The sequence below is a fragment of the Mesorhizobium sp. WSM4817 genome (genome assembly GCF_055811135.1).
In genome coordinates, this window is sequence record NZ_JBVVQQ010000006.1 from 186,667 (window position 1) to 206,634 (window position 19,968).

The 19,968-nt window shown below is 63.8% G+C and carries 19 protein-coding genes; 11 read left to right on the plus strand and 8 right to left on the minus strand.

All coding sequences use genetic code 11. The annotated features are described in order from the left end of the window. Nucleotide 1: 1 nt before the first annotated feature. A complete protein-coding gene (locus AC0L2K_RS11365; protein WP_128170369.1) occupies nt 2-778 on the minus strand; it encodes an alpha/beta hydrolase in 777 nt (258 codons plus the stop codon). Between the two features lie 211 nt (nt 779-989). Between AC0L2K_RS11365 and infC the strand changes: the two genes are divergently transcribed. The 8 genes from infC to pheT all read left to right on the plus strand — a co-directional run bounded on the left by infC (nt 990) and on the right by pheT (nt 7,841). Beyond that, nucleotides 990-1,526 carry a translation initiation factor IF-3 gene (gene infC / locus AC0L2K_RS11370; RefSeq protein ID WP_077374810.1) on the plus strand — a complete coding sequence of 179 codons (537 nt, stop codon included), beginning with the start codon at nt 990-992 and terminating at the stop codon, nt 1,524-1,526. 139 nt (nt 1,527-1,665) lie between these two features. Beyond that, nucleotides 1,666-2,310: a methyltransferase family protein gene (locus AC0L2K_RS11375; RefSeq protein WP_023796884.1), complete on the plus strand. Its 645-nt coding sequence runs from the start codon at nt 1,666-1,668 to the stop codon at nt 2,308-2,310. Between the two features lie 51 nt (nt 2,311-2,361). Next, on the plus strand, nt 2,362-3,018 hold the full coding sequence (locus tag AC0L2K_RS11380) for a methyltransferase family protein (RefSeq protein ID WP_287171451.1): 657 nt from the start codon (nt 2,362-2,364) through the stop codon (nt 3,016-3,018). Nucleotides 3,019-3,193: 175 nt separating this feature from the next. Further along, nucleotides 3,194-3,397: a 50S ribosomal protein L35 gene (gene rpmI / locus AC0L2K_RS11385; RefSeq protein WP_006201248.1), complete on the plus strand. Its 204-nt coding sequence runs from the start codon at nt 3,194-3,196 to the stop codon at nt 3,395-3,397. Nucleotides 3,398-3,434: 37 nt separating this feature from the next. Then, nucleotides 3,435-3,836, plus strand: coding sequence for a 50S ribosomal protein L20 (gene rplT / locus AC0L2K_RS11390; RefSeq protein WP_023796882.1), 402 nt, complete (start codon nt 3,435-3,437; stop codon nt 3,834-3,836). A 95-nt stretch (nt 3,837-3,931) separates the two neighbouring features. Then, nucleotides 3,932-5,017: a phenylalanine--tRNA ligase subunit alpha gene (pheS, locus tag AC0L2K_RS11395; protein WP_128172859.1), complete on the plus strand. Its 1,086-nt coding sequence runs from the start codon at nt 3,932-3,934 to the stop codon at nt 5,015-5,017. Beyond that, nucleotides 5,014-5,436, plus strand: a complete 423-nt coding sequence (locus AC0L2K_RS11400; RefSeq protein WP_027152017.1) for a GFA family protein — start codon at nt 5,014-5,016, stop codon at nt 5,434-5,436. Before pheS ends, AC0L2K_RS11400 begins: the two co-directional genes overlap by 4 nt. After that, nucleotides 5,433-7,841 (plus strand): phenylalanine--tRNA ligase subunit beta, encoded by a 2,409-nt coding sequence (gene pheT, locus AC0L2K_RS11405; RefSeq protein WP_128170370.1) that lies wholly within the window; start codon nt 5,433-5,435, stop codon nt 7,839-7,841. Before AC0L2K_RS11400 ends, pheT begins: the two co-directional genes overlap by 4 nt. A 312-nt stretch (nt 7,842-8,153) precedes the next feature. Here pheT and AC0L2K_RS11410 read toward each other — a convergent pair whose 3' ends face one another. After that, nucleotides 8,154-9,149, minus strand: a complete 996-nt coding sequence (locus AC0L2K_RS11410; protein ID WP_473531379.1) for an aldo/keto reductase — start codon at nt 9,147-9,149, stop codon at nt 8,154-8,156. 96 nt (nt 9,150-9,245) lie between these two features. Here AC0L2K_RS11410 and AC0L2K_RS11415 point away from each other — a divergent pair, with 96 nt between their 5' ends. The 3 genes from AC0L2K_RS11415 (at nt 9,246) to AC0L2K_RS11425 (ending at nt 13,056) form a co-directional block, all read left to right on the plus strand. Continuing rightward, nucleotides 9,246-10,166, plus strand: a complete 921-nt coding sequence (locus tag AC0L2K_RS11415) for a LysR family transcriptional regulator (RefSeq protein WP_023796877.1) — start codon at nt 9,246-9,248, stop codon at nt 10,164-10,166. Between the two features lie 208 nt (nt 10,167-10,374). Continuing rightward, on the plus strand, nt 10,375-11,361 hold the full coding sequence (locus AC0L2K_RS11420) for a Gfo/Idh/MocA family protein (protein ID WP_128172863.1): 987 nt from the start codon (nt 10,375-10,377) through the stop codon (nt 11,359-11,361). Nucleotides 11,362-11,397: 36 nt separating this feature from the next. Next, on the plus strand, nt 11,398-13,056 hold the full coding sequence (locus AC0L2K_RS11425) for an FAD-binding dehydrogenase (protein WP_473531380.1): 1,659 nt from the start codon (nt 11,398-11,400) through the stop codon (nt 13,054-13,056). 5 nt (nt 13,057-13,061) lie between these two features. On the opposite strand, the gene AC0L2K_RS11430 is transcribed toward AC0L2K_RS11425, so the two are convergent. The 6 genes from AC0L2K_RS11430 to AC0L2K_RS11455 form a co-directional block, all read right to left on the minus strand. Further along, nucleotides 13,062-14,003, minus strand: a complete 942-nt coding sequence (locus AC0L2K_RS11430; RefSeq protein ID WP_023796875.1) for an alpha/beta hydrolase — start codon at nt 14,001-14,003, stop codon at nt 13,062-13,064. 237 nt (nt 14,004-14,240) lie between these two features. Next, nucleotides 14,241-15,023, minus strand: a complete 783-nt coding sequence (locus AC0L2K_RS11435) for a carnitinyl-CoA dehydratase (protein WP_023796874.1) — start codon at nt 15,021-15,023, stop codon at nt 14,241-14,243. Nucleotide 15,024: 1 nt separating this feature from the next. Next, nucleotides 15,025-17,094, minus strand: coding sequence for an acetate--CoA ligase family protein (locus tag AC0L2K_RS11440; RefSeq protein ID WP_473531381.1), 2,070 nt, complete (start codon nt 17,092-17,094; stop codon nt 15,025-15,027). Nucleotides 17,095-17,097: 3 nt separating this feature from the next. After that, complete coding sequence (locus AC0L2K_RS11445; RefSeq protein ID WP_023796872.1) at nt 17,098-18,261, minus strand: acyl-CoA dehydrogenase family protein; 1,164 nt, start codon at nt 18,259-18,261, stop codon at nt 17,098-17,100. 4 nt (nt 18,262-18,265) lie between these two features. Then, nucleotides 18,266-19,339: a carnitine 3-dehydrogenase gene (locus tag AC0L2K_RS11450; RefSeq protein WP_023796871.1), complete on the minus strand. Its 1,074-nt coding sequence runs from the start codon at nt 19,337-19,339 to the stop codon at nt 18,266-18,268. Then, the gene (locus AC0L2K_RS11455) at nt 19,336-19,965 is read right to left on the minus strand and encodes an HD domain-containing protein (protein ID WP_287226659.1); all 630 of its coding nucleotides are present in this window, start codon (nt 19,963-19,965) and stop codon (nt 19,336-19,338) included. Before AC0L2K_RS11455 ends, AC0L2K_RS11450 begins: the two co-directional genes overlap by 4 nt. Between the last annotated feature and the right edge of the window lie 3 nt (nt 19,966-19,968).

Consider the following 19,968-nt stretch of genomic DNA (forward strand, 5'->3'; position numbering starts at 1 on the left):
CCTAGCCTGCCTGCCGCACGATGGCATTGACCGCCCGCACCAGCATGTCGAGATCCTGAGGCCGCGACAGGCGATGGTCGCCGTCGGGGATCAGCGACAGCGTGACGTCGTCGGCCGGCAGCAGGCCGACCAGTTTCAGCGCATGGCTCGGCGGCACGTCGGCATCGGCCAGCCCTTGCAATATGTGGACGGGGCAGTGGGTGTCGATCGGCCCGGTCAGCACCCGGTTGTTGCGGCCGTCCTCGATCAGCGCTCGGGTGTAGATGTAAGGCTCGGCCGAATAGTCCGACGGCTCCTCGAAAAAACCTTTCTTGGCAAGATCGCGCTTCTGCGCTTTGGTCAGCGCCGGCTCGACCAACTCGGCGGTGAAATCCGGCGCCGGCGCTAGAAGCACCAGACCGGCGATGCGGTTCTCGCCTGGCGTGTGCAATTCCTGGCGCAATTCCTGGACCATGCGCAGCGCGATCCATGCGCCCATCGAGGAGCCGACCAGGATTTGCCTGCCTTGCGTGAAATGATTGAAGACGGCGAGACTTTGCGAAAGCCAGTTCGAGACGGTGCCGTCCGCAAAGGCGCCGCCCGATTCGCCGTGACCGGAATAGTCGTGGCGTAGGAAAGCCCGGCCTTGCCCGCTCGCCCATTCCGCCAGCTTCTCGGCCTTGGTGCCCAGCATGTCCGACTTGTAGCCGCCGAGCCAGACAATGCCTGGCTCGGCACCCGCAGCGCGCCTGACAGCGATGCTGGTTCCGTCGACGTCGAGAAAAACCGGTGCGGTCATTGCTCACTCCTCACGCAGGTCTTTTGACACAGCGGACGGTTCAACGAAAAGTGCTCGGCAACTTTCTTCGTTTGGTGCAGGCAGAAGTCAGGGAACAGGTGATTTCCTGTGAGCGCTATGCTATTGACTCCGGCCGCGCGCTCACCACATTGGCGCGTTCGCAATTCTGAATTGAAAACCCCGAACGAAACGGCTCAAGGAGACCACGACCATTCGCAGACCTTTCAAAGCAACGGCGCCCACCAAGGAGGGCCCGCGCTCCAACCGTGACATCCGGGTTCCCCGGGTCCAGCTTATCGACGCCGAAGGCCACAACCATGGCGATGTCTCCATCAACGACGCATTGCTGCTCGCCGAAGAGGCTGGGCTCGATCTGGTCGAGATATCGCCCAACGCAGTGCCGCCCGTCGTAAAAATTCTCGATCTCGGCAAGCTGAAATACGCCAACCAGAAGAAGGCGGCCGAGGCGCGCAAGAACCAGAAGGTCATCGAGATCAAAGAGATCAAGATGCGCCCGAACATCGACAGCCATGACTACGAGACCAAGATGAAAGCGGTCCGGCGGTTTTTCGAGGAAGGTGACAAGGTCAAGCTGACATTGCGCTTTCGCGGCCGCGAGATGGCGCATATGGAACTCGGCATGCAGCTTTTGAACAAGGTTCGCGAGGAAGTTGCACCGATCGCAAAAGTCGAAGCCGAACCGAAGCTCGAAGGCCGCCAGATGATGATGGTGCTGGCGCCCCGCTAAGCGATTCCGCTAAAGCGGTCCCGTCAAAGCAAAGGCCGCTTCGGCGGCCTTTTGTTTGTTTTTGTCTTCGCCATGATTTCTCCGCAAGTTGCATCGACAAGGATTCCGGTTGCCGGTCCTCGCGGCGAAAGGATTGTCCATGGCCGCTGCGGCACGTTCCCCGATTGAAAGATCGTTCGACGAAATGGGCCGCTATCAGCGGCGCCGGCGCGTCCTGCTGGCGCTGCTGATCGGTGCTTTTTGCGCTTTGCTGATCTTCGGCGGCTCCACGCACGATGAACTAGGCCACGAACGCATAGAGGGGCAGTACGGCATCGCCCTGATACTGATCGGGATCGGCGGCCGGCTCTGGTCGATCCTCTATATCGGCGGCCGCAAGTCGGCCGAACTGGTTGCTACCGGCCCATATTCGGTAATGCGCAACCCGCTGTATTTTTTCTCCACCATAGGGGCCGCCGGCATCGGCGCCCAGACCGGCAGCGTGATCGTCTCGGTGGCGTCGGCGGTTTTGTGCGCGGCCGCGTTCTACATCGTCACGCTGCGCGAGGAACGGCATTTGACGACCGTGCTCGGGGCGCCGTACAAGGACTACATCGCACGGGTGCCGCGGTTTTTTCCCAATCCCCGGCTTTATCGCGACCAGGCCGAGGTCACCTTCACACCGCGCATTTTTAATCACACGCTGCGCGACGGCTTGATGTTCGTGGCTTCCGTACCGTTTTTCGAACTCATCGAGTCCGGACAGGAAAGCGGCGTAATTCCCGTCCTCTTCTGGCTGTATTGAGCTGCGGATGCCGCGATCGCCGGCAAGTTCCTCGACGATTGGATTCCCGACATGCTCAATGAAGTTAAATCTGCGCAGGCCGAACAAGCGCAGGCCAGGCGTGCGCTGGGCAGGTATCAGCACGCGCGCAGGATGGTGCTTGCCGCCCTCGTGGTCGTCATGTTCGCAGCGCTGCTGTTTGGCCAGTCTGCTTTTCCTCCCGAAAGCGTGCCGCACGAAACGATCGAAATGGTCGGCGTCCTGCTGATCTTTCTCGGCATTGTCGGGCGCTTGTGGTCGACGCTCTATATCGGCGGACGCAAATCCTCCGAGGTGGTTACCGGCGGACCCTATTCGATCACCCGCAATCCGCTCTATGTCTTCTCCTCGATAGCTGCCGCCGGCGTCGGCGCGCAGATGGGCTCGATCACTGCGGCGATCGGCTTCGCGGTGATTTGCGCCGCCGCTTTTCATGTCGTCATCCTGCGCGAAGAGACGTTCCTGAAGGAGGCCTTCGGAACGCCATTCCAGGCCTATATGGCGCGAGTGCCGCGCTTTTTCCCGAAGCTTTCGCTGTATCAGGAAGGCAACACCGGCAGCTTCAAGCCGCGTCTGCTGCGGACGACGCTGCTGGACGGGCTGGTGTTCCTCGTCGCCATGCCGTTTTTCGAATCGATCGACGCCGCCCAGCAATCGGGCATACTGCCGGTGCTGTTCCGTTTCCCATAGGCCCATTGTGTGTCGGCGCAGGGTGTTGCACGCCGGCCCGCTTTGACGTATAGCACCGCCGTTCCCAAAAACCGCCCGGCAGGGCATGCCGTGGCGGTTTCATTTGCTTTTCGGGCTTTGGTCGGCCTGAAGCGAACAAAAAGCGCGATGATGCGCACATAAACGGAGTAGCAAAATGCCCAAGATGAAGACCAAGTCAGCCGCCAAGAAGCGGTTCAAGATCACAGGTACGGGTAAAGTCCTGTCGGCTGCGGCCGGCAAGCGTCACGGCATGATCAAGCGTTCCAACAAGTTCATTCGAAATGCCCGCGGCACGATGGTTCTGGCTGAACCGGATGGCAAGAAGGTCATCAAGAATTTTCTGCCGAACGGCCTCTAAGGCATTCGGTCCGGACAAGTTTTAAGGAGATCATGACATGGCACGCGTAAAAAGAGGCGTCACCTCGCACGCCAAGCACAAAAAGGTCCTGAAAGCCGCCAAGGGTTTCTACGGCCGCCGCAAGAACACCATTCGCATCGCCAAGCAGGCGGTGGAAAAGTCGCTGCAGTATGCCTACCGCGACCGCAAGAACCGTAAGCGTTCGTTCCGCGCTCTGTGGATCCAGCGCATCAATGCCGCGACCCACGAGCATGGCCTGACCTATGGCCGGTTCATCGACGGTCTCAACAAGGCCGGCATCGAGATCGACCGCAAGGTCCTGTCGGACATGGCCATCCACGAGCCGCAGGCATTTGCCGCCCTTGTGGCCAAGGCCAAGGTCGCGCTCGAGTACCTCAAGAACACCACGCCGAACGCTTTTGAAAGCGCTGTAGCCTAACCAGCGCCTTCCCAAGCACATCGACACTTGATTTGGGAAACCCGCGCTGGCAGGGCTGGCGCGGGTTTTTCTTTGCCTTCAATCGAGTCTGAAACATGAGTGACATGGAAACTCTCGAAAATTCTCTGATGAGCGACATTTCGTCGGCCGCCGACGAGCAGGCGATCGAAGCCGTGCGTGTTTCAGCGCTCGGCAAGAAGGGCTCGGTCTCCGAAATGCTGAAGACGCTCGGCTCGATGAGCGCAGAAGAGCGCCAGATAAAAGGCCCGGCGATCAACGGTCTCAAGAACCGCATCACCGAGGCGCTTACCGCGCGCCGCGCCGAACTCAAGGACGCAGCGATCGCGGCACGGCTCGCGGCGGAAAAGGTCGACGTCACACTGCCGGTGCGGCAATCGCCGGCCGAGCGCGGCCGCATCCATCCGATCAGCCAGGTCAGCGACGAGATTGCCGCGATCTTCGGCGACCTCGGCTTTGCCATCGCCGAAGGTCCCGATATCGAGACCGATTACTACAATTTCACCGCGCTGAACTTCCCGGAAGGCCATCCGGCGCGCGAGATGCATGACACTTTCTTTTTCCAACCGGACGAGAAGGGCGAGCGCAAGCTTTTGCGCACCCACACCTCGCCGGTGCAGATCCGCACCATGGAGGTGCAGAAGCCGCCGATCCGAATCGTCATTCCCGGAAAAACCTACCGCCAGGATTCCGATGCCACGCACTCGCCGATGTTCCATCAGGTCGAGGGGCTGGTGATCGACAGATCAGCCAACGTCGCCAACATGAAATGGGTGCTGGAGGAGTTCTGCAAGGCCTTCTTCGAGGTACGCCAAGTCAAGATGCGCTTCCGGCCGAGCTTCTTCCCGTTCACCGAACCCAGCATGGAGGTCGACATCCAGTGCGATCGTTCGCGGCCGGGCGAGGTGCGCTTCGGCGAAGGCTCCGACTGGATGGAGATCCTCGGCTGCGGCATGGTCCACCCCAATGTGCTGAGATATGGCGGGCTCGATCCCGACGAATATCAGGGCTTTGCCTGGGGCATGGGCATCGATCGCATCGCCATGCTGAAATACGGCATGCCGGACCTGCGCGCCTTCTTCGACGCCGATGTGCGCTGGCTGTCGCATTACGGCTTCCGGCCGCTCGACATGCCGACGCTGTTCGCAGGCTTGAGCACATGACAGCGGCCCACACCGGCGGCTGCCGCTGCGGCGCCGTGCGGTTCGAGGCTTCGGCCGAACCGCACCATGTCAGCTATTGCCATTGCGGCGATTGCCGGCGGGCCAGCGGCGCGCCGGTATCGGCCTTCGTCGGCTTCATCACCGAGCAGGTCGCCTTCACGGGCAAGGCGCTGAAGATGTTCGAGAACGGGCCGGTGACGCGCTCCTTTTGCGGCATCTGCGGCTCGCCGATCGCCTATGTCGATGAGCGGCTGGCCGACCACATCTATTTCATGCTCGGCGCCATGGACATGCCGGCCTATTTCAAGCCGACGCACCACGCCCATGTGCGCGAGCAGCTTCCCTTCGTGCACATGCCGGATGACTTGCCGAGACATCTGAAGACCAGCGTGCCCAGACCAGACGGAACACAGTCATGAAATTCACCCTCTCCTGGCTCAAGGACCACCTCGAGACCGACGCCTCGCTCAACGAGATCGTCGAGCGGCTGACCTCGATCGGCCTCGAAGTCGAGCATGTCGACGACAGATCGAGCCTAAAACCCTTCGTCATCGCCAAGGTGCTGGCGGCGGTGCAGCACCCCGATGCCGATCGGTTGCGCGTGCTGACGGTCGATACCGGCGACGGCAAGGCACCCGTGCAGGTTGTGTGCGGAGCGCCGAACGCCCGCGCGGGCCTGATCGGCGCCTTTGCAGCGCCCGGCACCTATGTTCCGGGCATCGACGTGACGCTGACGGTGGGCAAGATCAGGGGTGTCGAAAGCCACGGCATGATGTGCTCCGAGCGCGAGCTCGAGCTTTCCGAAGAGCATGACGGCATCATCGATCTGCCGGCCGATGCGCCGGTCGGCACCAGCTTCGCCGCCTATGCCCATCTCGACGATCCGGTCATAGAGATCAATTTGACGCCGAACCGTCCGGACGCGACCAGCGTCTACGGCATTGCCCGCGATCTGGCGGCGAGCGGGCTCGGCCGCCTCGTCGGCGGCGCGATCATGCCGCATGCCGGCAGCGGCATGTGCCCGGTGAAGGTGACGATCGAAGCCCCGGAGCTCTGCCCCGGCTTCGCCCTGAGATTGGTGAAAGGCGTGAACAACGGACCGTCGCCGAAATGGCTGCAGCAGCGGCTGATCGCCATTGGGCTTCGGCCGATCAGCGCGCTGGTCGATATCACCAATTTCGTCACCTTCGATCGCGGCCGGCCGCTGCATGTGTTCGACGCGAACAAGGTCGCCGGCAACCTTACCGTGCGCCGGGCGCGTGACGGTGAAAAGGTGCTGGCGCTTGACGGCCGCGAATACACGCTGACGCCTGACATGTGCGTGATAGCAGACCAGGACGGCGTCGAATCGATCGCCGGCATCATGGGCGGCGAACATTCCGGCTGCGACGAGAACACCACCGACGTGCTGATCGAATCGGCGCTGTGGGATCCGATCACCACGGCCCGCACCGGCCGCACGCTCGGCATCATCAGCGATGCGCGCTACCGCTTCGAGCGCGGCGTCGACCCGGAATTCATGGTGCCCGGCGTGGAGTTGGCGACCAAGCTGGTGCTGGACTTCTGCGGCGGCACGCCGACCGAAACCGAAGTCGTCGGCTATGCCGGTCACGCGCCGAAGATCGTTTCCTTCCCGCTGTCGGAAGTGAGGCGGCTGACCGGCACAGAGGTGCCCATGGAGGAGAGCCTCGCCATTCTTTCGCGCCTCGGCTTCAAGCCGGAAGGCGCGGGCGATGTCGTCGATGTGGCGGTGCCGTCCTGGCGGCCGGATGTCGACGGCAAGGCCGATCTGGTCGAGGAGGTCATGCGCATCCATGGCGTCGACAACATCGCGCCGCAGCCGCTCGGCGCGCACGATGCCGTCAACGCCAAGATCCTGACTGTCCTGCAGGTCCGCACCCGCGCCGCCAAGCGGGCGCTGGCGGTGCGCGGCATGATGGAGGCGGTCACCTGGTCGTTCATTCCGGCAAAACATGCCGAACTGTTCGGCGGCGGCCAGACCGCACTCAGGCTCGCCAATCCGATCGCTGCCGACATGTCCGACATGCGGCCGTCGCTGCTGCCGGGCCTGATCGCCGCCGCGCAGCGCAATGCCGACAAGGGCATCGGCGATGTAGCGCTGTTCGAAGTGTCCGGCACCTACGAGGGTGACGCGGCCGACCAGCAGCGGCGCGTCGCCGCCGGCGTGCGGCGCGGCACGGCCAAGCTCGAAGGCTCCAGCCGCCACTGGGCCGGCAATGCCGATCCGGTCGGCGTGTTCGACGCCAAGGCCGACGCGATCGCAGCACTTGAAGCCTGCGGTGCGCCGGTCGAGCGGCTGCAGATCGAGGCCGGCGGCCCGGCCTGGTATCATCCCGGCCGCTCCGGCACGATCAAGCTCGGGCCCAAGGTCATTTTGGGCACGTTCGGCGAGTTCCACCCGAAGACGCTGGAGGAACTCGACGTCTCCGGGCCGCTCTGCGGCTTCGAGGTTTTCATCGATGCCGTGCCCGAGCCGAAGGCCAAGCCGACGCGGACAAAACCGAGACTGGAACTGTCCGCCTTCCAGGCGGTCAAGCGCGATTTCGCCTTCGTTGTCGACAAGGCGGTCGAAGCCGGCACGCTGACCCGCGCAGCCCTTGCCGCCGACAGGAAGCTGATCACCAACGTCTCGGTCTTCGATGTTTTCGAAGGGGCGTCACTCGGCGCAGCCAAGAAATCGATCGCCATTGAAGTGTCGATCCAGCCGGTCGAAAGGACGCTGACCGACGAGGATTTCGAGGCGCTGGCCAAGCGCATCGTCGAGAATGTGCAAAAGCAGACCGGTGGCGTGCTCAGAGCCTGACGCTGCGAGCACATGGCGATCACTGTCGTGCCGTGGTGAGCCGAGTATTCTCCGCAGAAGTTGGCGGGACAGCGCCCTCTCTGTCCTGTCGGACATCTCCTCCGATAGGGGTGAGAATGGCTGTTTCGCCGTCCCGCCATCTTACGGCGTTGGCAGTTGGCGAAAGTGGGAGAGATCCAATCTCCCCACTTGAGGGGGAGATGTCCGGCAGGACAGAGGGGGGTGTCTCGCGCCCACGTCTCGCAATTGTTGCGCGGGGCTCGAAAAAGGCGCATCGAAACGCCCCGTTTCGATTACTCCGTAGATCACCGTTCATCCATTGACCAGCGCCAGCATTTCTTCGGTGTAGCGCTTGCCGACGACCTTCTCCGGCGACAGGGCGTCGCCAATGGCCGCCACCTCCGCCTGGCTCAGCGCAATCTGTGCTGCTGCCGCATTCTGCTCGAGATGGCGGATTTTTCGCGCACCGGGGATCGGCACGATGAAATCGCCCTGATGCAGCACCCAGGCGAGCGCCAGCTGCGCCGGCGTCACGCCCTTGTCCGCCGCCATTGTCTCCAGCGTGGCGACAACGGCCGCATTGGCGGCCATGGCGTCGGCCTGGAAGCGCGGTAGTCCACGCCGCCAGTCATCGGCACCGAGCACCTCTGGCTTGGCGATCGTTCCGGTCAGCAGGCCGCGGCCGAGCGGGCTGTAGGGGACAAAGCCGATGCCGAGTTCGCGGCAGACGGCGAACACCTCTTCCTCCGGATCGCGGCTCCACAGCGAATATTCGCTCTGCACGGCTGATATCGGATGCACCGCATGCGCCCGGCGAATGGTCGCGGCACTCGCCTCCGACAGGCCGAGCGCGCGCACCTTGCCCTCGCGCACCAGCTCGGCCATGGCGCCGACCGTATCCTCGATCGGCACATTGGGATCGACGCGATGCTGGTAGTACAGGTCGATCACCTCGGTGCCCAGCCGCTTCAATGACGCTTCGGCCACCGCCTTGACGTGTTCGGGGCGGCTGTCGACACCCGCCATGCGCTCGACGCCGTTGCCTTCTTCAAGGATTTTGAAACCGAATTTCGTCGCGATCGTCACCTGGTCACGCACCGGCTTCAGCGCCTTGCCGAGCAGGATCTCATTCTCGTACGGGCCATAGACCTCGGCCGTGTCGAAGAAATTGACGCCGATATCGACGGCGCGGCGCAGTGTGGCGATCGCGTCCACCTCCGGCTGGCCGCCATAGCCGAAGCTCATCCCCATGCAGCCGAGGCCGACCGGATAGACGTCAAGTTCATTTCCAAGCTTGCGGGTTTGCATCACGCGTCTCCTTGTTGTGATGCGACAGAGATAGCGCCTTGCACCGCGTTCTATAATCGGCTCTTACTCGCACGGGCTGTTCTAAAAAATAGATCAATGAACCGAACGCATCTCTCCCAACTTGCGGTGCTGGCAACCGTCGCCCAGTGCGGCAGCTTTCGCGGTGCGGCCAAGGAGCTCGGCATAGCGCCCTCCGCAGTCAGCCATGCGGTTTCCAGCCTGGAGGCGCGTCTTGGCGTGCGGCTCCTGGCGCGCAGCACGCGCAGCGTCGCCCCGACCGAGGAAGGCGCGCAGCTGCTCGAGCGGCTGAGGCCGGCGCTGTCGGAAATCGATCTGGCGCTGGAATCGGCTGTCGAGGCGCGCGACCGGCCGGCTGGCAATCTCCGGCTGACCGTGCCGCGCACCGCCGCCCACCTGGCGCTGACGCCGCGGCTCGGTGCCTTTGCATCGGCCTATCCCGACATCGTGCTGGAGATCGTCATCGAAGACCGCTTCACCGATGTGGTCGAAGGCGGCTTCGACGCCGGCGTCCGGCTCGGCGAGAGCCTGCAACGCGACATGATCGCTGTGCGCATCGGTCCAAACCTTCGCGGCGCCGTCGTCGGCGCGCCATCCTATTTCGCGACCATGCCCAGGCCGCGCCATCCACACGATCTCGTCGGTCACCGTTGCATCCGCTTCCGTTTCTCCAGCGGCATCCTCTACCGCTGGGAATTCGAGAAGGACGGCGAGGAGATCGAGCTGGCGGTGCAAGGGCCGCTGATCCTCGACGAGGACCATCTGATCGCCAATGCGGCGGCCGACGGCGCTGGGCTTGCCTTCCTGTTCGAGGACTATGTCCGCGAGGCGTTGGCCACCGGCCGGCTCATTCGCGTGCTGGAAGACTGGTGCCCGCCCTTCGACGGTTTCTTCGCCTACTACCCGAGCCGCCGCCAGATGCGGCCGGCGCTGCGAGCCTTTGTCGATTTCTTCAAGATAGAAAGCCGGCTTGTAGGAGCGTCGTCGGCTTCGACATGACACATACAGGTAGAAAGGGATAGCCTTTGCAGGACCTGGTTTCCTCGCCCGCCTTTGCGGGGACGAGGAACCCAAGCTCTGCGGAGAGCAGCGCCGGCATCCGAACAAGCCGCAGACGATCGCCTTGCTCGCTGCCATGCTTCGCATTGGCTTTTTTGCCGATTTCAGGCAAACCTCCACGCCTGCAATTTGAAGAGGGAGAAGCCTGATGTTCCGATGGGGTGTTTTGTCGACGGCCAAGATCGGCCGCGAGCATCTTTTGCCTGCAATGGTCGAGGCGGAGAATGGCGTGCTGTCGGCGATCGCCAGCCGCGACCTGTCGAAAGCCCGTGCCCTGGCCGATCGGTTCGGCGCCCCCCATGCCTTCGGCTCCTATGACGAGCTGCTCGCATCCAGGGATGTCGACGGCGTCTACATCCCGCTGCCGACCGCCCAGCATGTCGAATGGACCGCCAAGGCGATCGAGGCCGGCAAGCATGTTTTGGTCGAAAAGCCGCTGGCGCTCGACGCCAGGGACATTCCGCCGCTGATCAAGCTGCGCGACGCCAAAAACGTGCTGGTCTGCGAAGCCTTCATGGTCGTCTACCACCCGCAATGGGTCAAGGTGCGCGAGCTGATCGCCAACGGCGCCATCGGCCGGCTGCGCCATGTCCAGGGCGCGTTCTCCTACTACAATGTCGATCCCAATAACATGCGCAACCAGCTCGACCTCGGTGGCGGCGCGCTGCCCGACATCGGCGTCTACCCGACGGTGTCGACGCGCTTTTCGACGGGCAAGGAGCCGCTGCGCGTCCAGGCGACGATCGAGCGCGACAAGACATTCGGCACCGACATCTACTCCTCGATCCGCGCCGATTTCGGCGACTTTGAATTGTCGTTCTATCTGTCGACGCAGATGGCGGCGCGGCAGGTGATGGTGTTCCACGGCGAGAAGGGCTTCATCGAGGTGCTTTCGCCGTTCAACGCCGGCATCTACGACCACCATCGCATCGAGCTGCACAACCAGAACCACAGCGAGGCGCAAGTGTTCCGCTTCCCCGGCATGCAGCAATACCGGCTGGAGGTCGAGGCCTTCGCGCGGGCGGCACAGGGCGGCACCGACCGCGTCTTCACGCTGGAAGAGTCCGTGCTCAACCAGAAGGTCATCGACGCCATCTTCCGCGCCGGCGAGAAGGAAGGCTGGGAGACGGTCTGACAATCGTCAGCCGGGGGAGGAGAGCCGGGGGAGAAAGTGGCTGACGATGCGGATGTGATCATTGTCGGCGCCGGCCTTGCCGGGCTCGTCGCGGCGGCCGAGCTGGCCGAGGCCGGCAAGAAGACCATCGTTGTCGACCAGGAGCCTGAACAGTCGCTCGGCGGCCAGGCGTTCTGGTCGCTTGGCGGCATCTTCCTCGTCGATTCGCCCGAGCAGCGGCGCATGCGCATCCGCGATTCGCATGATCTGGCGCTCGAGGACTGGCTTGGCACCGCCGCCTTCGACCGTGCGGAAGATTTTTGGCCGCGCCGCTGGGCCGAGGCCTATGTCGGCTTCGCCGTCGGCGAGAAGCGCTCCTGGCTGACGCAGCGCGGCATGAAGTTCTTCCCAATCGTCGGCTGGGCCGAGCGCGGCGGCGGCAACGCCGTCGGCCACGGCAATTCGGTGCCGCGCTTTCACGTCACCTGGGGCACCGGGCCGGGCGTGCTCGACCCGTTCGTACGGCGCGTGCGCGAGGCCGAGAATAGCGGGCTGATCCGATTCAAATTCCGCCACCGGGTCAACGAACTGACGCAGACAGGCGCCGCCGTGAATGGCGTGCGCGGCGACATGCTTGAGCCGAGCGATGTCGAGCGCGGCCGCAGGAGTTCGCGCGATATCGCCGGCGATTTCGAGCTCAAGGCGCAAGCGGTCATCGTCGCCTCCGGCGGCATCGGCGGCAATCCCGAGCTTGTCCGCAAAAACTGGCCGCAGCGGCTCGGCACGCCGCCCAAGTGCATGATCTCTGGCGTTCCCGACCATGTCGACGGCCGCATGCTGGCGATCACCGAACAGGCCGGCGGCAGCATCATCAACCGCGACCGCATGTGGCACTATGTCGAAGGCATCAGGAACTGGGCGCCGCTCTGGACCGACCATGCAATCCGCATCCTGCCCGGCCCGTCGTCGCTGTGGCTCGACGCCCGCGGCAAGCGCCTGCCGGTGCCGCTCTATCCCGGCTTCGACACGCTGGGCACGCTCAGCCACATCATGAGCACCGGCTTCGATTATTCCTGGTTCATCCTGACCAAAAAGATCATCCAGAAGGAGTTCGCGCTGTCGGGCTCCGAGCAGAACCCCGACCTCACCGGAAAAAGCTGGCGCCAAGTGCTTGGCCGCGCCACATCGGGCGTTCCCGGTCCGGTAAAGGCGTTCATGGAGAAGGGCGAGGATTTCATCGTCGAGCCTGATTTGCCGGCGCTGGTCGCCCGCATGAACGCGCTTGTCGGCGGCGAGCCGCTGCTCGAACTGGCGCAGGTCAAGCACGAAATCCGCGCCCGTGACCGGCAGCTCGACAATCCGTTCTCCAAGGATATGCAGATCACCGCTTTGCGCGGCGCCCGAGCCTATCTCGGCGACCGGCTGATCCGCACGGCCAAGCCGCACAAGATGCTCGACCCTGCCAATGGGCCGCTGATCGCGGTCAGGCTCAACATCCTGACCCGCAAGACGCTGGGCGGTTTGCAGACCGATCTCGACAGCCGCGTCCTGGGTACCGATGGCCAACCGGTCGAAGGATTGTACGCGGTTGGCGAAGCCGCCGGTTTCGGCGGCGGCGGCATGCATGGCTATGCGGCGCTGGAAGGGACGTTTCTTGGCGGCTGCATTTTTTCAGGCCGCAGCGCCGGCCGGGCGGCGTCGCGGGCAGTGGGGTAGGACCCTCACCAGATCCATTCGCCGCGTCCCAGAGCCGATACCGCGTCAACGATCCGGGTAAAGCTCGAGCGCGCACGACCGACCGTGTGCCGGCCTCTGAGATAGCCATGCACCAGCCCCGGCTCTTCGAACCAGTAGGCGTGACCCTCCTCCGCGACGAGGCGGTCGCGATAGGCCTCGCCGTCTGACGACAGCGGGTCGCATTGGGCGGTGATCAGCACAGTCGGCGGCAGATTGGCAAAATCGGCATCGGCCAGCGGCGACAGCGTGAGATCGCCGGTGCGGTCTTCGCCGCCGGTCCTGATATTCGTGTAGAAATCGAGGTCGCGGACCGTCAGCATCGGCGCCTCGGCATGGGTCACGTAAGAGCTTTGCGAGCGGTCGCCGCCAAGGCCGGGATAGATCAGCACCTGGCCGATCGGCCTTCGTGCATGGCCGCGCGTCGCATGGCTGACCGCGGCGGCAAGATTGCCGCCGGCGCTGTCGCCGCAAAGCAGGATCGGGCGCTTGTAGGTCGTCGCCGCCCATTCGAAGGCGCTGATGGCATCGTCGAAGCCGGCCGGATGCAGATGTTCCGGCGCCAGCCGGTAATCGACCGAAACCAGCTCATAGCCGGTGCGGCTGCAAAGCTCGGCGCAGAGGTCGTCATGGCTGTCGAGCCCGCCGAGGATATAACCGCCGCCATGGAAATAAAGCACCATCGCCGCCGCTTCCGGCGCGGGTGTGCGGTAGATGCGGATCGGGATGGGATGCGAAGGCGTGGCAATGGCGGTGGTCTCCGCCGTAACGTTGTCTGGGTGGCCGGCAGAGAATTCACGGCACATGCGGTCGTAGATGTCGCGCTGCTGATCGATCGTGTAGTCGATCGCATCAGGCGGATAGTAGGAATTGGTCCGCTCGATGAAGGCCCAGGTCTCGGCGTCGATCAGTTTTTTGTAGTCGGTCATGGACGCTGACCGGATCGCAACGAATTCGCCTGGACACCCCCCTCTGGCCTGCCCTGTTTGACAGAATTTGGCATCTCCCCCTCAAGGGGGGAGATTGGCAGCTTCGGCCTTGCAGCCCATCTTGCAACGTTGGAGATTGGCGAAAATCGAAGCGACATCCGATCTCCCCCCTTGAGGGGGAGATGGCCGGCAGGCCAGAGGGGGGTGTGACGGAGTGCCGTCATTTCAACAATACCTTCACTTCCCCTTCCACACTGGGTCGCGCTTTTCGGCAAAGGCGCGAAAACCCTCGAGATTGTCCTCCGAGCCGTACAGTGCGTCAACCGTCGGCAATTGGCGGCGCGTCACCCGGTTCATCGCGTCCTGGAAGGTGAGTGCTTCGGCGACCCGCGCCGTCTCCTTGATCGCGGCAAAGACCAGCGGCGGACCGCCGGCGAGCAGTCGTGCGATCTCCCAGACGCGATCCTCGAGCTTCTCCTTGGGCAGAACCTCGTTGACCAGACCCCAGCGATGCGCTTCGGCGACATCCATCCAGCGGCCGGTGAACAAAAGGTCCATGGCGACATGATAGGGAATGCGCTTCGGCAGCTTGATCGTCGCTGCATCGGCCAGCGTGCCGGCGCGAATTTCCGGCAGCGCAAAGGAGGAGTGATCCGACGCGTAGATGAGGTCGCAGGACAGCGCCAGCTCGAAGCCGCCGCCGACCGCCATGCCGTTGACGCAGGCGATGACCGGCTTGTTGAAATCGCGCAGCTCCTGCAGCCCGCCGAACCCGCCGACGCCATAGTCGCCGTCGACAGCATCGCCGCCGGCCGCGGCTTTCAGGTCCCAGCCGGCGCAGAAGAACTTGTCGCCGGCGGTCTTGACGATGGCGACCCGCAGATCCGGATCGTCGCGGAACGCCTTGAAGGTCTCGCCCATCAGCCGCGAGGTGTTGAGGTCGATAGCGTTGGCCTTGGGCCGATCGAGCGTGACTTCGAGGATCGTGCCCTCGCGGCGGGTGGTGATGACGTCAGACATTCTAGTTTTCTCCAAGCACCAGCAGCGCGTCGGCGATCCAGGCGCCTTTGCCTTGCGCGCAGACGATCAGCGGGTTGATGTCGAGCTCCTCGATCTCGCCGGCATTTTTCTGCACGAAGGCGGCGATGCCTGATATCGCCTCGATGGCCGCCGCGAGATCGGCCTTGGGCCGGCCGCGATAGCCTTCGAGCAGCGGGAACAATTTGAGCCGGCGCAATGCCGCCTCGATGTCGTCGCGGGTCGCCGGCAGCATCAGCGTGACGCTGTCGCGCAGCAGCTCGACCAGCACACCGCCGGTGCCCAGCGTCATCACCGCGCCGAACATCGGGTCACGGGTGAAGCCGACGAGCAGTTCGGCGACGCCGTCGCGCACCATGCGCTCGACATAGAGGCCGGTGCCGAGCGCATCGAGATCATGGGCGGCCGTGCTGACGGATTCGGCGTCCCTGAGGTTGAGCCGAACCGCGTCAAGCTCGGATTTGTGGGTGACGCCCAAAGCCTTCAGCGCAACCGGAAAACCGAGCGCCATCGATGAGATGACCGCCTCGACCGCATTGCCGGCGCGTTCACCCCTCGGCACGGGGAGCCCGGCCTCGATCAGCCGCGCTTTCGCCTCGGCCTCATCAGGCGTGACATGCTCGCCGGCCGGCGCCCCGGAAGCGGAGGTGTCGATCGGCTGCGCCTGCGGCTCGCGCCAGGCCCAGCCGATGAAGGCGGCCGCCTGGGCGGCGTCCATGGCTTCGGAAATGCCGAACAACGGCACCATGCCGCGTCCCATCAGCCCGGCGGTGTATTCCTCGGGCAGGTTCTCCGGCAGCGAGGACACGATCGCGCCCTGCGCCTTGTTGGTCTTCAGCGCCGATTCGAAGGCGCGCAGCGTCGTCCACCAGTCGGTGTCGGAGCAGCGGTCGGGGCGCGGGAAATCGAGCACCAGCATGTTGAGGTCGAAGCCGCCCGACACCATGGCGGTGAAGGTGGCGGTCATCGCCGGCTCGTTGTTCCAGATGAAGGTGTGGTAGTCGAGCGGGTTGGCCACCGCAACCAGCGGCCCGAGCGTCGATTTGACGTGGGCGCGGTGGGTGTCGGTCAGCGCCGGGAAATTCACCCAGCGGCCTTCGGCGCTGTCGGCCATGACAGACGCCTCGCCGCCCGAACAGCTCATCGACGACAGCCGGTAGCCGGGCAGGGGACCGGTGACGTGCAGCAGCTTCAGCGCCTCGATGAAGGCCGGGATGGAATCGACGCGGGCGATGCCGAGCCGCTTCAGGAAGGCGCCCGAGGCAGCGTCCGAGCCGGCCAGCGACGCGGTATGCGACACCGTTGCTAGCCGCGCCTGCTCGGAGCGGCCAACCTTCATGGCGATGATCGGTTTCTTCAGCTCTCGCGCCCGCGCGGCCAGCCTTTCGAAGCCGGCTACCGAATCGAACGCCTCGATATGCAGGCCGAGCGAAGTGACCCGATCGTCCTCGATCAGGCCGAGCGCCATTTCCGAAAGGCCAGTCTGTGCCTGGTTGCCGGCGGTCATCAGAAAGGCGATCGGCAGGCCGCGCTTCTGCATCGTCATGTTGATGGCGATGTTCGACGACTGGGTGATGATGGCGACCCCGCGGCCACCCTCTGCCAGCCTGATGCCGCCATGCTGGTCGGGCCATAAAAGCGCGCCGTCGGCACAATTGATCAGGCCGTAGCAGTTCGGCCCGATGATCGGCATCTGGCCCGCCGCAGCGACCAGTTCCGCCTGCAATCGCTCGCCATGCTCGTCATAAGCCTCGGTCTCGAGAAAGCCGGCGGCAAAGCAGACGGCGCCGCCGGCACCGCGCTCGGCCAGCGCCTTGACCACCTCGATGGTCAAATGCCGGTTGACGCCAACAAAGGCGGCGTCCGGGGCGCCGGGTAGATCAGCCACCGAACGGTAGGACTTGCGGCCGGCGACTTCGTCCTTGGTCGGGTGCACCGGCCAGATCTCGCCGGCAAAGCCCATCTTGATCGACTGCGCGACGACGGCGGCGGCCTGTGCGCCACCGAACACGGCGATCGTTCGCGGGCGCAAGAGGCGCTCAAGTTTGTGCATTTATCAGCCCCCGAACGGGCGCAGCAGCGCCCGTGAAATGATGTGGCGCTGGATTTCCGACGTGCCTTCCCAGATGCGCTCGACGCGGGCGTCGCGCCAGATGCGTTCCAGCGGCAGATCGTCCATCAGCCCCATGCCGCCATGGATCTGGATCGCCTCGTCGGCGACGAAGGCAAGCATTTCGGTGGCCTTCAGCTTGGCCATGGCCATGTCCTGATCGGTGACGGTGCCCTGATCGTACTTCCAGCCGGCTTCGAACACCATCAGGTCGGCCGCTTTCAGTTCTGTCGCCATATCGGCAAGCTTGAATGAAACGCCTTGGAACTTGCCGATCTGCTGGCCGAACTGCTGGCGCTGCGCGGCGTATTCGATCGCATGGCCAAGCGCCCGCTCGGCCCGGCCGAGACAGGTCGCGCCGACCTGCAGGCGGGTCGCGCCAAGCCACGAATTGGCGACGTCGAAACCCTTGTGGACCTCGCCCAGAACCTGGGCTCCGGGTAGCCGGCAATCGTCGAATTCGAGGATGGCGTTGGTGTAACCGCGGTGCGAGACGTTGCGGTAGCCGTCACGCACCGTAAAACCCTTGGTGCCCTTGTCGACGAAGAAGGCGGTGATCTTCTTGCGTTTTCCACGCGGCGTCTCCTCTTCGCCCGAAGCCATAAAGACGATGGCGAAATCGGCAAGATCGGCATGGCTGATGAAGTGTTTGGTGCCGTTCAGCACCCAGTCGTCGCCGTCCTGAACCGCGGTCGCCTTCATGCCGCGCAGATCGGAGCCGGCACCCGGCTCGGTCATCGCCAGGCAATCCCATTTCTCGCCGCGAATGCAGGGATAGAGATACTTTTCGCGCTGCTCCGGCGTGCCGGCCAAGAGGATGTTGGATGGCCGCGCCACGCAGGTCCAGTGCAGTGCGTAATTGGCGCGGCCGAGTTCCTTCTCGTAAAGCAGCCAGGTCACCGTATCGAGGCCGGCGCCACCGACCTCCGCAGGCATGTTGGCGGCATAGAGCCCGGCTTCGATCGCCTTGGCCTTGATCTCCTCGATCAGCTCGCGGCGCAGCACGCCGGTGCGCTCGACCTCGCGCTCATGCGGGTAAAGCTCGTTCTCGACGAAGGCGCGCGTCGTCTCGACGATCAGTTTCTGTTCCTCGGAGAGGCCAAAATCCATGGTCTCAGCCTTTCTTCTTTTTCTTCGGCTTTTCGGCCTTGGCCTTCTCGGCCGCCTTGGAGGCGGTGGGCTTCTTCGCCGCAAGCTTGGCGAGCTGCTTGGTATAGTCCTTGTGCAAAGCGCCGGCGCCCCAGCCCCTGCCTTTGTTCTGCTTCGAGAGCGCATCCATGATGGCGACCAGATTGTCGTCGCGGATCTTTTCGAGCTCGCGGATCGACAGGCCATCCGCCTGATCGTCCGACTGCGTGGCGATCAGGTCGACCAGTTCGTCGTTGAACTCCGGCACATCCATCAGCTTGGTCCACGGCCATTTCAGGCACGGCCCGAACTGCGCCATGAAATGGCGCATGCCGGCCTCGCCGCCGGCGACGCGGTAGACCTGGAACATGCCCATCTGCGCCCAGCGCAGGCCGAAGCCATAGCGCATGATGTCGTCGAGTTCCTCGACCGTGCAGATGCCGTCCTTGATCAGCCACAGCGCCTCGCGCCATGCCGCCTCCAGCAGGCGGTCGCCGACGAACGCCTCGATCTCCTTGCGGATCACCACCGGTTTCATGCCGATCGAGGCGTACATCTCCTTGGCGACCTCGATCGCCTCGGGAAAGGTCTGCTCGCCGCCGACGATCTCGACCAGCGGAAGCAAATAGACCGGGTTGAATGGATGGCCGACGACCAGCCGTTCCGGATGCTTCTTCATCGCCACCTGCATGTCGGTCGGCTTGATGCCGGAGGTCGAGGAGCCGACGATGGCATTGGCCGGCGCATAGAGGTCGATCTCGGCCAGCACGCGGTGTTTCAGGTCGAGCCGTTCCGGCACGCTTTCCTGGATGAAATCGGCATCGGCGACGGCGTCGGCAATGGTCTTGGCAAAGGTCAATTTGCCTTCTTTTGGCAGGCCGTCGGGCAGCATCTGCTTGTAGGCGCGGCGCGCGCCTTTCATCACTTCGCCGACCTTGCGCGCGGCTTCGGGGTCGGGATCGAAAATCGACACGTCGATGCCGTTCAAGAGCAGTCGCGCCACCCAGCCGGCGCCGATGACGCCGCCGCCGATTACAGCTGCCTTGGTGATGATGCTCATGCGGAGGCTCCGGTTCTTGTCCTGGCTTTTTCCAGGTCGATGAGAGGCACGCGCTCGCCGGCGCGGATCACGGTGGGGTCATAGGCCCTGCGCGCAAACACCTCGAGCACGAAGGGCCGGAAGAAGTCGATCGGCAACGTCTCGTAGTCGGGGTCGAAGCTCGACTGGTCCCAGCGCTCACAGAACTGGTCGCAATCGTCGAAATAAAGGTGGCCGGCGAAACGGTCGCGCGCATGCGGATTGCCGCCGAGATGGTGGGCGTAATAGAGGCGCTGGAAGTCGCCGTGCTTTTCCACAACCCAGGTGCACTGCTCGCGCACGAAAGGTTTTAGGACCGAAGCTGCATATTCGTCGTGATTGTACGGTGCGTAGACGTCGCCGATGTCGTGCAGCAGGGCGCAGACGATCCAGTCGGTGTCGGCGCCGTCGCGCCATGCGCGCGTCGCCGCCTGCAGCGAATGGCCGAGCCGGGTGATCTTGTAGCCGGACAGGCCTTCGTCGAGTTGGACAAGCGCGTCAAGCAGCCGTTCGCCGGTCTTCGCCGCATAGTCGATCTCGTGCTCGGTGAGGAACGCGTAATCGTCGCGGTCGCCATCCTTCATTGCGGTGAATTTCACGGTCTTCATCGG